Source organism: Imperialibacter sp. (assembly GCF_040222385.1).
GTDB lineage: Bacteria > Bacteroidota > Bacteroidia > Cytophagales > Cyclobacteriaceae > Imperialibacter.
Window position 1 is genome coordinate 248751 of record NZ_JAVKDF010000010.1, and the last position, 14609, is coordinate 263359.

A 14609-nucleotide genomic window follows, 5' to 3' on the forward strand; every position below is an offset into this window, starting at 1 on the left:
AGCAGGTCTCTTTTGTGGTGTTCTCTTTTTCTTTCTTCTTTTTGCAAGAACTGAGATGCCAGCCTTTTTTGTCACAAATAGATAGCCTCAATAGAATATTGAAAAAAGATTTGGACGATACTTTGCGAGTGAGGGTATACAATTCCATTTCGGCCTACAGGCACCTAAGTAATTTCGACATGGCAATGAGCTTTGCGGAGCAAGCCCTGGAGCTGAGCCTCAAATTGGCTTATGAAAAAGGGGAAGCAAAGGCTTATCAGAACAAGGCGATCGCCTACTGGGCCCATGGCAGATATGACAGCGCCCTTTTTTACCATTCAAAAGCCATGGACATCTTCGAAAGAAATAATATGGAAGCTGAATTTGGCGAGGCGTACAACAAAATTGGGCTTGTCTACTATTACACAGCAGATTACCCCAGGGCAATCGAATACCTGAATAAATCGGAGCAAGCGTTTCGAAAATCAAAGGACACGGTCAACCTTTCACGTATTTTGAATAACCTGGGTCTTATTTTTGATTCGAGGGGAGATTACCTGCAATCGGAGAAGTATTTTGTTGAGGCAATGAAGCTGGATCTCAGTTTTCGCAATATTTATGAGCAGTCGAACAAGCGGTATGAGCAGGAACTCGGAGGCGAGGAAGGCTTTGTTAAACGAAGGCTTTTGCAGAGGAGGCTTCATGAGCTAGAAACTGTTGATCAAGGCCAATCTTCGCTGACCCTGGTGTCAAAACTTTTTGAGATTGCCAACCTGTACGATCTTTTGAAAGAAAATGAGAAAGCCAGGGAGTACTTTCTCAAGTCGGAAATCATCTACAAAGAATTGGGAGAGTCTCTGCTCCTGGCCGACTGCTACCGAAAGCTGGCAAAGGTGGCCTCTGATTTTGGTAATAAGGATGAAGCAAGAGACTATTTTTTGAAGTCGCATGAAATCTATCTTAAAAATGGATACTTGATTCAACTGGATTATACTTTCTCTGAGCTGGCCAAAATAGCCAGAAGCAGTGGCGACTTCGACAAAGCCATAGAGTATTTAGAAGCTTCAGTTAGCCTCAACGACAGCCTGGGGCATCGCCTGTCATTGATAAGATTGAACATCGAATTGGGAAGAATTTATTTAGACGCCAGTAAGGAAGTGATGGCAATCGAAAAGGCGGGCCAAGCCTATGAGCTGGCGTCACAGTTGGAAATAAAAAGACTCAAGCGTGATGCCGCCCACCTCTTGTTTCAAGCGCATTCCGGAAGCGGCGAATTTGAAAAGGCACTTTTTTTTCTCGAGGAATCGACCAGGCTCAACCAGATGATCAACGATGCGCTTGCCCACAGAGAGATTGCCAAGCTTCAAATAGAGTATGAGACTGAAGAGAAACAAAAGGAGATCGATCAACTGAACAGAATATCCACCCTGGATGCAAGCGTCCTTGGCCTTCAGAGGCAAGTGATTGCCCTGCTAAGTGGAGGCTTATTGACGATTTTGATTCTTCTTGTTTTTGTAAGTAACCGCCTGGGCAGGATAAGGTCTCTTAAGTCAAATGTCGAGGATCAAAAAAATCAGATTGGGGAGCAAAACAAAAGGCTGGAGAAAAAGGCCAGAGAAAGGGAAATTCTTATTGGAGAAATCCATCACAGAGTAAAGAATAACCTCCAAATTATTTCGAGCCTCCTCAGGCTTCAGCAAAGAGGTATTGAAGATGTTAATGCAAGGAAGGCAATTTTTGAAGGGCAGAACAGAGTGCAGTCAATGTCATTGCTACATCAGCGGTTATATCAGCAGGGCAATCATGAGTCGGTCGAGCTAAAGCAGTATGCTGAGGATATTTTTGACCATCTGTTGAGGGTTCATCATTTGGGTGAATCTGAGGTGGATCGGGTGAACTTTTGTGAAGAGATAGAGTTAGATGTGGACTCGGCAGTTACGTTTGGGTTGATTGTCAACGAAGTTTTCTCAAATATCTTCAAGCACGCTTATCAGTCAGGAAAAAAACTTACAGTAAAATGTGAAGGCACCAGGGCAGGTAATCAGGTTCTGGTGAGAATATCAGACAATGGCCCCGGTTTTGATCTGGAGTTCGAAAGCAGCCAGGCTCACTTTGGGCTTAACCTAATGAAGATGCTGGTTTCGGAATTGGACGGCACGGTTTAATTTTCCAACGGAGCAGGTGGGGGCGCTGAAGTGGAGATTAAGTTCAGGATGGCCTAGGAGATTTTCAAAAACTTCTCGGTCAAAATATCTTTATTAGAATTGCTTACAGGTATGGCGACTTCTCCGACATACAGATTATTCCTGTCAAACTTGTCAACCATTTGAAGGTTGACGATGAACGACCTGTGCACCTTCAGGAAAACAGACGGAAGGTTTGATAAAACACCTTTCATATTCATTGACAAAGTCATGGTGCCCTGGGTAGTGTGGATTTTGGTGTAGCTTCCATCTGCTTCAACATACAATATGTTGGTGAATGGAACTTTATGGTACGACTCCCCCTGCTTAATAAAAAACGAATCGTTTATGACGGGTAGAGCATGCTCGCCGTTTGACACATCTTTGTCATTTCTGTCTTTCTGGAAGTTCTCTATGGCGATGTCAATGGCTATCTTCAGGTCGATGGGATCGAAGGGTTTGACGAGGTATGCCGCCGGATGAGTGGCTTTGGCCCGGTCGACAGTTACTGAATCGCTATAAGCGGTTAAATAAATAACAGGCAGAGCGTTTTTGGAAGTAATCAGCTTCACTGTTTCCACCCCATCGATTGGTCCATTGATGTTGATGTCCATCAATAAAATATCCGGCGATAGTTCGTCGGCCATCATTATGGCATCATGGCCGTTGCTGCAAATACCCAGTGTTACATATCCATAATCCTGAAGGCATAATTTCAGATCCTCTGCTACCACAGACTTGTCCTCAACGATGAGAACTTTCACTGTTTCCATATAAAGTTTGGCTAACTAATATTCTCAAACCGAAAAAATCAAAGGCTCACTGATGAAGTTGCGCCGATTGCGCAAACGAAAACATCCTGTTAAGTTAACCAAGATTTTCTTATTGCATAATGTTAAGGGCAGGTTTTTCACTGGTAGGCGAACTTGGCAGGCAGGGAGATGTTACCTTGTGAATTAGTATACTTGTAGGATAAAAGAAGGTACTTATGAGAAGAAGTATTTTGGGAGTGCTGTTATTGGCAGGGATATTTGCTTGCGACAGCATTGACAGCAAGAAGCAAACGGCGACCACGGAGAAAGCAAGCGAAGCAGCTGCTGCGAGTGAACCAGCAGAGGATCAACGAAAGGTCATTCTCTTCTATGGCAACAGCATCACAGCAGGCTATGGGCTCGATATTTCAGAAGCGTTTCCGGCAGTGATTCAGGAACGGCTGGATTCTCTGGGATATGAGTATCATGTAATTAACGCCGGACTGAGTGGCGAAACCAGCGCTGGAGGCCTTTCCAGGATTGATTGGGTGTTGAAAACACCAGTTGATATTTTCTCGCTGGAGCTTGGAGGCAATGACGGGCTCCGGGGCATCAGTCTCGACGAAACCGAGAAGAATCTTTCCCAAATCATAGAAAAAGTAAAGCAATCTAATCCGCAGGTAAAAATTATAGTGGCTGGCATGCAGATTCCTCCTAATATGGGGCAGGAGTACACCGACAGGTTCAAGGGCATTTTCCCGATGCTTGCAGAAAAGCACAACACGGCACTTATTCCTTTCATTTTGGAGGGAGTGGGCGGGATTCCAGAGTTGAATCTTCCGGATGGCATCCATCCCACGCCGGAAGGACACAAGATGTTGGCGGACAATGTGTGGGCTGTACTCAAACCTATCATTGACGAAGACAATATTTGATCTGTGGACAAAATAGAGAGTTTTATTTCGGCTGCGGCCAACTTCGTATGGGGAGTGCCTTTGCTGGTGCTTGTCATGGGCGGCGGCATTTTCTTCATGTTCTATTCTGGCTTTGCGCCTTTCAGCTATTTTAAACACGCCCTCGATGTCTTGAGAGGCAAATATGACGATCCGGATGCCCCTGGCGATGTCAGTCATTTTCAGGCGCTTTCCGGAGCGTTGGCAGCTACCATCGGAATGGGCAATGTAAGTGGTGTAGCCATTGCCATTGTCATGGGTGGCCCTGGCGTTATCTTCTGGATGTGGGTAAGTGCGTTCTTTGGAATGGCCACCAAGTTTTTCACCTGCACACTGGCCGTGATGTACCGGGGAAAAGACTCCAACGGCGATGTGCAGGGCGGCCCGATGTATGTGATTACAGAAGGTCTTGGCAAGAAGTGGAAGCCGTTGGCCGTGTTCTTCAGCGTATTCTGTTTTTTTGGAGCCACACCTATTTTTCAAGCCAACCAGGTCATTCAAGTCACCAACGATGTGTTGCTTACACCAGCTGGATTTACATGGGCCGGTTCATTCGGCTCCAATCTTGTCATGGGTTTAGCTATAACGGCGCTTACGTGTCTCGTAATCTTTGGAGGTATTAAGAGAATTGGCCTGGTGGCCAGCCGCATGGTGCCGTTTATGGTGGTGCTGTATATGGCCTGTGTGTTATACATCATGGGCATTCATTTTTTTGATATCCCGCACATATTTGGAATGATTCTGAGCGATGCATTTACAGCAAAGGCTGCAATGGGGGGCGCCATCGGGGCCCTGATCATAGAGGGAGCGAAGAGAGCGTCTTTCTCCAATGAAGCTGGTATTGGCACTGCGCCATTGATGCATGGGGCTTCCAAGACCAAAGAACCGGTGCGGGAAGGCCTTGTGGCCATGATGGGGCCAGCCATCGACACTCTCATTGTATGTACGCTAACGGGTTTTGCCATCCTCGCCACCAACGTGTGGCAAACCACTGACACCAACGGCATTACCCTGACGGGCAAAGCATTTGAAGCGGCCATGCCGACAGTAGGGCCATTCCTTTTGTTCCTATGTGTGCTGATATTCGGGTTTACCACCCTGTTCTCTTACAGCTACTATGGCACCAAATGCGTCAGCTTTCTGGCGGGAGCGAAATACGCCCATTACTTCAACTATTGGTATGTTTCCATCATTATTGTGGGATCCATCACCACACTCACCATGGTGGTCGACTTTATCAATGTGATGTTTGGACTGATGGCCATCCCAACTATGGTGGGAGCCATTTTGCTGGCGCCTAAAGTAAAGGCTGCTGCCAACGACTACTTTGGCAGGGTGAAAAGAGGGGAGCTGGTGAAGCAAAGTTGAATTCTTTATTCCAAAGCACTAACCACTTTTTCCAATCCTATACCTCTGCTGGCTTTTATCAAAATTGTGCAGTTAGAGAAGTCCGATGCCTTCACATGGTCCAGCAGCGCATCCCTTGTTTCAAAATACAACGCCGAAGGACATGCCTCTTTGGCCTGTTTCATTTTAGGTCCGCAGAAAATAGCCTGACTGAAGCCTGCCTCACAAGCTGCTTTGCCGATAGCGGCATGCTCCTTTTCGGAGTCGGCTCCTAACTCCAGCATGTCGCCGAGGATAGCCACTTTGTTATCAACCCTCATGGCCTTTAGGTTCTCGATGGCCACCTTCACAGAGTCGGGGTTGGCGTTGTAGGCGTCGAGGATGATAGTGTTGCTACCAGCTTTTAGTAACTGAGAGCGATTGTTTTTCGGTTGGTAACCTGCAATGGCGCCCTCAGCCTTGTCCAACGGCACTTCGAAGTGCTGACCTACAGCCAAGGCAGCAGCGATATTGTCGAAGTTGTAACTACCGATCAGCTGACTGGTGACAGGCGCCCTGTCACCCACCTGAAAAACCACGAACGGGTTGGCTTCAATGAACTTCACCTCGTAGGTGTCGCCTGCCTGGGGAAAGGTGATGGCTGAATCAAACCGTTTGGCCATGTTTTGCAGTTTGGGTTGGCGGCTATTGATAAAGACAGTACCTCCGTTTTTACGGATATGGTCGAACAGCTCGCCTTTGCCCCGGAGCACGCCCTCGATGCCACCGAAGCCTTCCAGGTGTGCCTTGCCGATATTGGTGATCAGGGCATGGTTGGGGTCGGCGATGTCACAAAGCTCTTTGATATCGCCAATCTTGTTCGCTCCCATTTCAATAATGGCTACTTCCACCTGCGGATGGATACCCAGTATAGTCAACGGCACGCCGATATGGTTATTGAGGTTGCCAGCGGTGGCGTGGGTGATGTATTTCTGGCTTAGCACTGCATTGATTAACTCCTTGGTGGTGGTTTTGCCATTGGAGCCAGTAAGACCAAGTACCCGTCTGTGAAACCTGCTGCGATGGAAAGTGGCCAGGTCTTGTAAAGCCTTTAAGCCATCCTCAGCCAGGATATATTTGTCTCCGTTTTTGTAAGCCGCATCGTCGATTACGGCATAGCTCGCTCCCTTTGCCAGAGCTTCTGCTGCGTAGGCGTTGGCATTGAAGTTGGGGCCTTTGAGCGCAAAGAAAAGATTGCCTTCAGCAACGGTGCGGGTGTCGGTGCTCACGCCGCTCGATAAAAGAAACCGGCTATAAAGGAATTCGATGAAGTTGTTGTCCATTCACAAATTGTTTGAGGTCAAAGGTAATGAGGAGTGGTTGAGTACGAAAGTGCCGTGCGAGAAAGTCAGCAGGGGAGAGCGCTTCCGGCTGCTGTCTTTTCGCAATACTGTTAATCGGACAGATCCGAATCGGGTTCCGGCGGCTGACGGCAACCAAGCAAACGCCATTCCCACCGTACAGACGCCCCCCTGATTCTGTCTTCCTGCTTCCTTACTCCGTCCAACTCATCGGGTAGTTAGGATCGACGAACTCCAGTGCCTCCTCCGTTAAGTACAGCGGCCCAAAGGTGTCGAGCATTACGGCCAACTCTTCCGTTTCTTTAGCACCAATACTTTTTTCTACTGTGCCAGGGTGTGGCCCATGTGGCAAGCCGCCGGGATGGAGTGTAAACGAACCTCTTTCAATTCCTTTTCGGCTCATGAAATTGCCTTCCACATAATACAGCACTTCATCGGAATCTATATTACTGTGGTTGTAGGGAGCGGGAATCGACAGCGGGTGATAGTCGAACAGACGGGGCACGAAGCTGCAGATAACAAAGCCATGCGCCTGGAAGGTTTGGTGCACTGGCGGCGGCTGATGGATGCGCCCGGTAATCGGCTCAAAATCATGAATGCTCAGGGCGTAGGGATACAGGAAGCCGTCCCAACCCACCACGTCAAACGGGCTGTAGTCGTACACGTACTGGTGCAGGTAGCCGCCCTTTTTGATTTTCATGAGAAACTCGCCCTTTGTCGAATCGGTGACGGGTTCCGATGGTGGCCTGATGTCCCTTTCGCAGTAGGGCGAATGCTCCAAAAGCTGCCCCAGCTCATTGCGGTAGCGCTTCACAGTTTCTATTGGCCCAGCCGACTCGATCACGAGCGTTCTCAAAGGGCCTTCGTCCCATTGAAGCTTATAAATGGTGGTGCGGGGAATGACTACATAGTCGCCCGACTTGATCCTGAGCTTGCCAAACTGAGACAACAGCCAGCCGCTGCCATCGTGAATGAAAATGACCTCATCGGCTTCGGCATTTTTGTAAAAATAGTCCATGCTTCGGCTGCTGGGGTTGCAGAGTGCCATCGACACATCCTTGTTCTTGAGCAGTACTTTGCGTGCCTCCAGCCAGTCGCCGCCTGTAGTGCCAACGCCGGTTGTTTTTAAATGGGTTTGCAGCAGTGCGTTGTCCTCGGCAATTTTTGATCCGTACCGGACAGGTTTGCCAACGGACTTCACCCTGGTGGGGGCGTTGATGTGATAAAGGTTAGAATAAATGCCCGAGAAGCCTTTAGAGCTTACCAGCTCTTCCTTGTAGAGGCTGCCATCGGGTTGCCGGAATTGGGTGTGTCGTTTGGGGGGAATTTCTCCCAGTTTATAATAGTAAGCCATCTCATGTAGGGTTAATAGTCAAATTTACATAATGATAGATGGTTTTCCGTCACGACTACAAAGGTTTGGCAGCACCATCCCAAGCTATTTAACCTAAGGCAACGGATACGGCAGCTACTTTGCCAGTAGCCATCAAAACTTTTGTAGTCTCCCTAAACAAAAAGGCTGAACCAGACGCTTGTCAGATTCAGCCTTTTTCATTCGGAATCAGCCATCCGAAAATTTCAAATCTTTAATTCCTTTCTGCCAACTGCTCGGCCTGGTCGAAGAGCGTGAGTGCTTTGATGAAAATCTCGTCGGCCTGGTTGAAGACGGGGAAGAAGCCTTCTTCGCCCCAGTTGCTGCGGGCTATCTGCGCTTTCATGTGAATACGCACCAGCTCCTTCGACTTGGCAAAGTCAGCGGCGGTGTATTTTACGCCATTTTCCTTCGCCACCTTGTTAAGATCCTCCAGCATTTTGTCGGTCACGTTAAAGTCGTTGAAAAAATCGTCAAAGCCCATTTTCTCAAACTTCTGTTTGTTGGCTTCATAGTATTTGAATGTGTACTCTCTCAATGAGTTGCTGGTGTACATCTTGGTCAGGTAGCTGGATGTTTCCGTCGTGTCGATGGGAACAAAGAAGTCGGGCACAATGCCACCTCCGCCATATACTTTTCTTCCCTTACCTGTGGCGTACTCCAGTGTGTCGTTCACATGAATGCTGTCGGCCACAAAAAGCTCGCCGTTTTCGTACCTGTCGGCCAGGTCATGCGAGTAAGCGTCGTCTTTTCCATCATATGGCTTTTGGATAGAACGGCCGCTTGGCGTATAGTATCTCGAGATGGTCAGTCTTAGCTCAGCACCGTCGCTCAGGTTGATGGGCATTTGCACCAGACCTTTGCCAAACGACCTCCGGCCAACAATCAGCGCCCGGTCATTGTCTTGCAGCGCACCGGCTACAATTTCTGAGGCAGAAGCACTTCCCTGGTCAATCATTACTACTACAGGGCCTTTCTCAAAAATTCCTTTTCGCACTGCCCTGTATTCGTCGTTGTAGCGGGTTTCTTTTCCTTTGGTATAGACGATCATATCATCGTCGGCGAGCAGCTCGTCGGCCATGTTCACCGCCTTGTCCAGGTAACCGCCAGGGTTTCCTGTCAGGTCAAGTACCAGCTTCTTCATGCCCTGGTCAATCAATTTTTCCATGGCCGCATAAAACTCATCGTAAGTAGTGGCAGTAAAGCGGCTCACCTTGATGTAGCCCACCTCCTTATTGACCATATACGACACATCCACCGATGACTGAGGTATTTTATCTCTGATGATCGTGAAGTCGAGAGGTGCTTTATTGGAGTCTCTGATGATCTGTAATTTTGCTTCCGAGCCTTTTGGCCCCCGCAGCTTTTCGTACACTTTCCTATTATTAAGGCCTATACCCGCAACATTCTCTCCATCCACCTTCACAATCTTGTCGCCAGCCTGAAGACCTACTTTCTCCGACGGGCCGCCGCTAAGTGGCGTAACAACATAGAGCGTGTCTTTGAAAATATTGAATTCTATACCAATACCCTCAAAATTTCCCTGTAGCTGCGACTGAGCAAGTACAGCCTCTTCTTTGGGAATATACACAGTGTGTGGATCCAGCTTTTCCAGCATCTTCACGATGGCTGTCTCTACCAATTCTTCAGAATCTACGTCATCTACATAATTTCTATCGATATAACCCAGCACTTCCCTGAACTTGAACAAACTTTTGTTCATATCGCCCGATGGGGTGTCGCTGGTGGTGAAGTTAGCTCCCAGAAGTACGCCAATGGCGACAGCTGAGGTAATGATGATTGGCAAACGGATGGCCCACTTTGAGTTGTTCATAATTTTTTCTTTGATCAAGACTTCTATTTTCTCCAGTCAGTATTCAACAAATTACATTGTGTATCAATAACAGTTTAAGTTCAAACGCAACTTAATAGTGTTCGGTTATTAATAGCCTTGAAATTTATGCGATTAGTTGGTCAATGGCAATGGTAAGTTTTTAATATTCAGCGTTTACACCATTAAGCATAATGTGTATATTTGTTTCTTAATCAGAATCAGTAGCGTGAAGCTTGCCCAAAGAACCATCAACTCTATCATCGACGAGAACTTCGTGTTCGCTAAAGTGCTCGACTACTTTGGGGTGGCTTTCTACAAATACTCCGGGCATACTTTAGAGGCTCTTTGCAAAGAAAAAAACCTTCCTTTGGATAAGGTACTTCGCAATATGGAGCGCTACAAGCCACAAAGCCAGTTTGATAAAAACACCATTGCCACCTACCCGGTTGATCTGATTATTGAATACCTGAAGCACTCACACCATATATTCATTAAGCAAAAACTTCCTTACCTGGCCCGCCTTATCAATGGGCTGGATCAGCGATCTGCTGTGAGCAAGACATTGGCTGATGACCTCAAGTTTGTTTTTCCCCTGTTTCTGGAAGACTTCATACACCACGTGTACGAGGAAGAAGACACGCTTTTTGCTTATGTGAATTCGTTGTATAAAGTGCAGCAGGGCACTATGCCTTCAAGTAAATTGTTCTACATGCTGGAGTCGTACTCTATTCAGGAGGCGGCGCTTGATCACGACCATACGGAAGATGAATTGAAAGGCATAAGAGAAATTACTGGTGACTACCAGCACAACCCTAACAACGACCTTCACCTGAAGGTTATTTATGAAGAATTCAAGGCATTTGATAAAGAGTTGATACAGCATGCGTCTATTGAGGACGAAGTGCTTTTTCCCAAGGCGCTCATGCTTGAAAAGAGTGTGCAGGAGTTGATCAACAGAAAAATCCGCTGGAACTAGCACATGGGGCGTATTCTTGCCATTGACTACGGAGGCAAAAGAACTGGTATAGCCGTCACCGATCCCTTACAACTGATTGCCACATCGCTCGAAATGGTTCGATCGCATGAACTTATTGCGTTTTTAAAGCAATATTTGCAAAAGGAAACTGTGGATGCTTTCGTGGTGGGAATGCCAAAAAAACTGGATAATACCGACACCAATGGCACACTGTTGGTCAACCGGTTTCTGGTGCAGCTCAAAAAAGAGTTTGCAGAAATGCCCGTTCATTTGATTGATGAGCGCTTCACCTCCAAAATGGCCATGGATACCATGATTGCCGGGGGCATGAAGAAAAAAGACAGAAGAATTAAAGGAAACGTTGATAAAATAAGTGCAGTGATAATACTGCAGTCGTACATGGAGAGTAATAGATTATGATTTACCCTATAGTAGTATATGGTGATCCCGTATTGAGGAAGAGGGCGGCTGATATAGAAAAGGGATCCGATGTAAAGCAGCTGGTGTTGGATATGTTTGAAACCATGCGAAGTGCTAGTGGCATTGGGTTGGCAGCGCCGCAAATAGGCATGTCTATCAGGCTGTTTGTGGTGGATGGGTCACCGCTTGAAGAACCCGAATTGTCGGGATTCAGGAAGGTGTTCATCAATGCCAAAATTGTAGAAAGAGATGGCAAGCCAGTAGTGATGGAAGAAGGCTGCCTGAGCATCCCCGGCGTGAGGGACGATGTGCAACGGCCCGACAGCATCAAAGTGAACTACTTCGACGAGCATTGGAAAGAGTACACCGAGACGTACGAAGGCATGAAGGCCCGCATTATTCAGCATGAGTACGATCATATTGAAGGCGTGCTCTTCACTGACCACCTCACTGCATTCAAAAAGAGGATTATCAAGAACAAGCTTGTGAATATCAGCAGGGGCAAAGTGTCTGCTGACTATCGTTTGAAAATCCCCGTGAAAAGATAATTGCATGACGCCCATTTCCTCGAAGCTGCCAGATGTTGGTACCAGTATTTTCACAGTGATGTCGAAACTGGCGCTGGATGAGGGGGCCGTTAACCTTTCGCAGGGGTTCCCTGATTTCCCTATTTCTGAAGCGCTGGCGGAGGAAGTGATGAAGGCGATGAGAGCTGGACTCAATCAGTACGCCCCCATGCCGGGCTACCCACCGCTGTTGAAAGCCATTTCAGAAAAGGTGCAGCATACCTTCGGCTGGACACCCAATCCGGCAACAGAAGTGATGGTAACGGCCGGTGCTACTGAGTCGATTGTTTGTGCCATCCTCACCCTGATCAAGGAAGGCGACGAGGTGATAGTGTTTGAGCCGGCTTACGATTCGTACCAACCCTGCATTGCGCTGGCCGGCGGCACTATGGTGCCCATTCCTCTCAATTTCCCGGATTATAGCATTCCATGGGATCAGGTGGAAGACAGCATCACGCCACGCACCCGCATGATCGTGGTGAACACACCGCATAATCCCAGCGGTGCCATTCTGGCGGAGAGTGACCTGGAGCAGCTGGAACGACTGGCACACAAACATGGTATTTACATCCTCGGCGATGAAGCCTACGAGCATATCATTTTTGAAGGAAAAAAGCACCACAGCCTGCTCTCACGCCCCCACCTGAAGCCCTGGGCCATTGCGGTGTTCTCCTTCGGAAAAACCTTTCATGTGACGGGCTGGAAAATCGGCTACATGGTCACCCACCCGGAGCTGATGGTAGAAATGAAAAAGGTGCATCAGTTTCTCACGTTCAGTGTGAGCACGCCGATGCAGGCTGGCATTGCCGCTTACCTGAGCTCGGGCGATCATTATTCAGAAATTGGCCCCATGTTTCAGAAAAAGCGGGATTTGTTTCTCGATTGCATCAAAGGCTCCGACTGGAAACCGCTGGCCAGCCACGGCACGTATTTTCAGGTGGTGTCGTATGACGAAATAACAAAAGAGAATGACTACGACCTGGCTATTCGTTTGACCAAAGAAATGAAAGTGGCCAGCATCCCGGTGTCGGTGTTTTATCACAACCGCACCGATCACAAAGTATTGCGGTTCTGCTTTGCCAAGCAGGACGAAACCATCATTCAAGGAGCCGAAAAACTATGCAGGATCTTAAAGTAGCCCTCATACAAGCCGATCTTCATTGGGAAAGCATCGAAGCCAACCTCCACATGTTTGAAGAAACAATATGGAAGGTGAAAAGTAAGCCAGACATCATTGTGCTGCCTGAGATGTTCACCACCGGCTTCAGCATGAAAGCCAAAGAGCTGGCCGAGCCCATGAATAGCAAAACCTTCCGCTGGATGAAGCAGCAGGCGGCGCAGACTCAGGCGGCGATACTTGGCAGCTATATAGTGACCGAAAAGGGCCAGTACTACAACCGCTTTATTGCCATGCTGCCAGATGGTACCCACCATCAGTACGACAAGCGCCACCTGTTTGCCCTCGCTGGCGAAGCCGATGGATTCACCCCGGGCACTGAGCGGCTGATTTTTGAATGGAAGGGCTGGAAAATATGCCCTATGATCTGCTACGACCTGCGCTTCCCTGTGTGGGCCCGCAACAAATGGGACGGCGATACAGCAGCATTTGACCTGCTGGTGTACATGGCCAACTGGCCAGCGCCGAGAACCAATGCATGGGACACGCTGCTACAGGCCAGGGCCATCGAAAACCTGTCCTACTGCATAGGTGTCAACCGTATTGGAGTGGATGGCGTGAAAGCACAGTATCTCGGGCATTCCGCCGCCTACAACCACAAAGGTGAAGAGCTCGTTTTCAATGAGGGCAAAGAATGTATACTGGAGGCAACTCTCAACTACGAGGAAATGGCTGCTTTCAGAAACAGGTATCCGTTTTACAAAGAGGCGGATGAGTTTGAGGTGAAGTAGTGCCAACATTCTGGCTCCTGATCCCTGAAGCGAGGTTACCATTGCGTTGATCCGGGTATTGAACAATGCTGACAAAGGAGCAGGGTTCTGGTTGAGCCCTTGAGAATGAGAAAAACGAATGGACAAAAGCCAGATACTTCATCAGATTTTTCAGTCGCACGACAATTACTTGGCTAAAGAGTCAGCATCCCTGCAAAAAGTACCTGTAGAAGAACTCATTGCTTCCTTTTTCTGCCCCGGACCTTTTTACTATTATATTTTAGATTCTCCCACGCTCACTTTCGAAAAGGTAAGCAGCACCCTCCCAGCCATTCTGGGTATAGACGTAACAGGTAAGCCCATAAGCGACCTGGTAAACATTGTGCACCCAGACGATCTGGATTTTCTTTTGAAGTGCGAGGATTATGTGGCGCATTTCCTCAAAAACAAAGTTGCCCCTGAGAAAATGGTGAACTACAAAGTCAGCTATTGCTTCAGGGAAAGGGTAAAAGACGGCACTTATAAGCTGTTCAATATGCAAACCATTACTCTGGCCACCACCACAGATGGGGCGCTATTGAAGGTGATGGGCGTGCACACCGATATCTCGCATATCACGTCCACCAACAATTACCGGCTGTCGCTCATCGGTCTCAATGGGGAGCCCTCCTACCTGGGTATTGACGTTTTTGAAAGAGAGGCTTCGGCCTTGCGTTCAGCAAAGCCTGTTTTTACCAAAAGAGAGCTTGAGATTGTGAGGTTACTGGGAGAAGGCCTTGCTGTAAAAGAAATCGCAGCAAAGCTTTTTATCGCCGACACCACAGTAACGACCCACAAACGCAATGTGCTCAATAAATCTCATTGCAGAAACACCACGCAGCTGGTAGCCTACTGCTTGAAGAAGGGCCTCATATAGTTAATGTGGTTCAACACCAATCGCACCTCCCTCAGGGTCCCTGGCGGAGACCCCAAGGGGAGGTGAAACAGGATTGATTATCCT

The 14609-nt window shown here is 47.9% G+C and carries 13 protein-coding genes; 9 read left to right on the forward strand and 4 right to left on the reverse strand.

Features of this window, described 5'->3' with window-relative positions; translation table 11 throughout:
- The first annotated feature begins 98 nt into the window (after positions 1–98).
- Positions 99–2144 (forward strand): tetratricopeptide repeat-containing sensor histidine kinase, encoded by a 2046-nt coding sequence (locus RIG68_RS02445; RefSeq protein ID WP_350118258.1) that lies wholly within the window; start codon positions 99–101, stop codon positions 2142–2144.
- Between the two features lie 53 nt (positions 2145–2197).
- On the opposite strand, the gene RIG68_RS02450 is transcribed toward RIG68_RS02445, so the two are convergent.
- Positions 2198–2935 (reverse strand): LytR/AlgR family response regulator transcription factor, encoded by a 738-nt coding sequence (locus RIG68_RS02450; RefSeq protein ID WP_350118260.1) that lies wholly within the window; start codon positions 2933–2935, stop codon positions 2198–2200.
- Positions 2936–3150: 215 nt separating this feature from the next.
- On the opposite strand from RIG68_RS02450, the gene RIG68_RS02455 reads away from it, so the two are divergent.
- Together RIG68_RS02455 and RIG68_RS02460 are read left to right on the forward strand one after the other, a co-directional pair.
- Positions 3151–3849 carry an arylesterase gene (locus tag RIG68_RS02455; protein ID WP_350118261.1) on the forward strand — a complete coding sequence of 233 codons (699 nt, stop codon included), beginning with the start codon at positions 3151–3153 and terminating at the stop codon, positions 3847–3849.
- Between the two features lie 12 nt (positions 3850–3861).
- A complete protein-coding gene (locus RIG68_RS02460; protein WP_502880604.1) occupies positions 3862–5235 on the forward strand; it encodes an alanine/glycine:cation symporter family protein in 1374 nt (457 codons plus the stop codon).
- Positions 5236–5240: 5 nt separating this feature from the next.
- Here the strand turns inward: RIG68_RS02460 and RIG68_RS02465 are convergent, their stop codons facing one another.
- The 3 genes from RIG68_RS02465 to RIG68_RS02475 form a co-directional block, all read right to left on the reverse strand.
- The gene (locus RIG68_RS02465) at positions 5241–6536 is read right to left on the reverse strand and encodes a UDP-N-acetylmuramoyl-tripeptide--D-alanyl-D-alanine ligase (RefSeq protein WP_350118264.1); all 1296 of its coding nucleotides are present in this window, start codon (positions 6534–6536) and stop codon (positions 5241–5243) included.
- Between the two features lie 211 nt (positions 6537–6747).
- Entirely contained in the window at positions 6748–7908 is a 1161-nt protein-coding gene (locus tag RIG68_RS02470; protein ID WP_350118266.1) for a homogentisate 1,2-dioxygenase, read from the reverse strand.
- Between the two features lie 232 nt (positions 7909–8140).
- Positions 8141–9760, reverse strand: coding sequence for a S41 family peptidase (locus tag RIG68_RS02475; RefSeq protein WP_350118267.1), 1620 nt, complete (start codon positions 9758–9760; stop codon positions 8141–8143).
- Positions 9761–9986: 226 nt separating this feature from the next.
- On the opposite strand from RIG68_RS02475, the gene RIG68_RS02480 reads away from it, so the two are divergent.
- From RIG68_RS02480 to RIG68_RS02505, 6 genes are all read left to right on the forward strand, one after another.
- Positions 9987–10736 (forward strand): iron-sulfur cluster repair di-iron protein, encoded by a 750-nt coding sequence (locus RIG68_RS02480; RefSeq protein WP_339790398.1) that lies wholly within the window; start codon positions 9987–9989, stop codon positions 10734–10736.
- Between the two features lie 3 nt (positions 10737–10739).
- Positions 10740–11156, forward strand: a complete 417-nt coding sequence (gene ruvX, locus RIG68_RS02485) for a Holliday junction resolvase RuvX (protein ID WP_151996400.1) — start codon at positions 10740–10742, stop codon at positions 11154–11156.
- On the forward strand, positions 11153–11704 hold the full coding sequence (gene def / locus RIG68_RS02490; RefSeq protein ID WP_350118269.1) for a peptide deformylase: 552 nt from the start codon (positions 11153–11155) through the stop codon (positions 11702–11704). Before ruvX ends, def begins: the two co-directional genes overlap by 4 nt.
- A gap of 4 nt (positions 11705–11708) precedes the next feature.
- Complete coding sequence (locus RIG68_RS02495) at positions 11709–12860, forward strand: methionine aminotransferase (RefSeq protein ID WP_350118271.1); 1152 nt, start codon at positions 11709–11711, stop codon at positions 12858–12860.
- Positions 12842–13630, forward strand: a complete 789-nt coding sequence (locus RIG68_RS02500) for an amidohydrolase (RefSeq protein ID WP_350118273.1) — start codon at positions 12842–12844, stop codon at positions 13628–13630. The genes RIG68_RS02495 and RIG68_RS02500 overlap by 19 nt, the downstream gene beginning before the upstream one ends.
- Positions 13631–13748: 118 nt before the next feature.
- Positions 13749–14525, forward strand: a complete 777-nt coding sequence (locus tag RIG68_RS02505) for a response regulator transcription factor (RefSeq protein WP_350118275.1) — start codon at positions 13749–13751, stop codon at positions 14523–14525.
- The last annotated feature ends 84 nt before the right edge of the window (positions 14526–14609 follow it).

Coding starts and splice junctions, on each gene's coding strand:
- RIG68_RS02450 (WP_350118260.1), bottom strand. CDS start 2,935: ATGGAAACAGTGAAAGTTCTCATCGTTGAGGACAAGTCTGTGGTAGCA.
- RIG68_RS02465 (WP_350118264.1), bottom strand. CDS start 6,536: ATGGACAACAACTTCATCGAATTCCTTTATAGCCGGTTTCTTTTATCG.
- RIG68_RS02505 (WP_350118275.1), top strand. CDS start 13,749: ATGGACAAAAGCCAGATACTTCATCAGATTTTTCAGTCGCACGACAAT.
- ruvX (WP_151996400.1), top strand. CDS start 10,740: ATGGGGCGTATTCTTGCCATTGACTACGGAGGCAAAAGAACTGGTATA.
- RIG68_RS02500 (WP_350118273.1), top strand. CDS start 12,842: ATGCAGGATCTTAAAGTAGCCCTCATACAAGCCGATCTTCATTGGGAA.
- RIG68_RS02495 (WP_350118271.1), top strand. CDS start 11,709: ATGACGCCCATTTCCTCGAAGCTGCCAGATGTTGGTACCAGTATTTTC.
- def (WP_350118269.1), top strand. CDS start 11,153: ATGATTTACCCTATAGTAGTATATGGTGATCCCGTATTGAGGAAGAGG.
- RIG68_RS02455 (WP_350118261.1), top strand. CDS start 3,151: ATGAGAAGAAGTATTTTGGGAGTGCTGTTATTGGCAGGGATATTTGCT.
- RIG68_RS02470 (WP_350118266.1), bottom strand. CDS start 7,908: ATGGCTTACTATTATAAACTGGGAGAAATTCCCCCCAAACGACACACC.
- RIG68_RS02475 (WP_350118267.1), bottom strand. CDS start 9,760: ATGAACAACTCAAAGTGGGCCATCCGTTTGCCAATCATCATTACCTCA.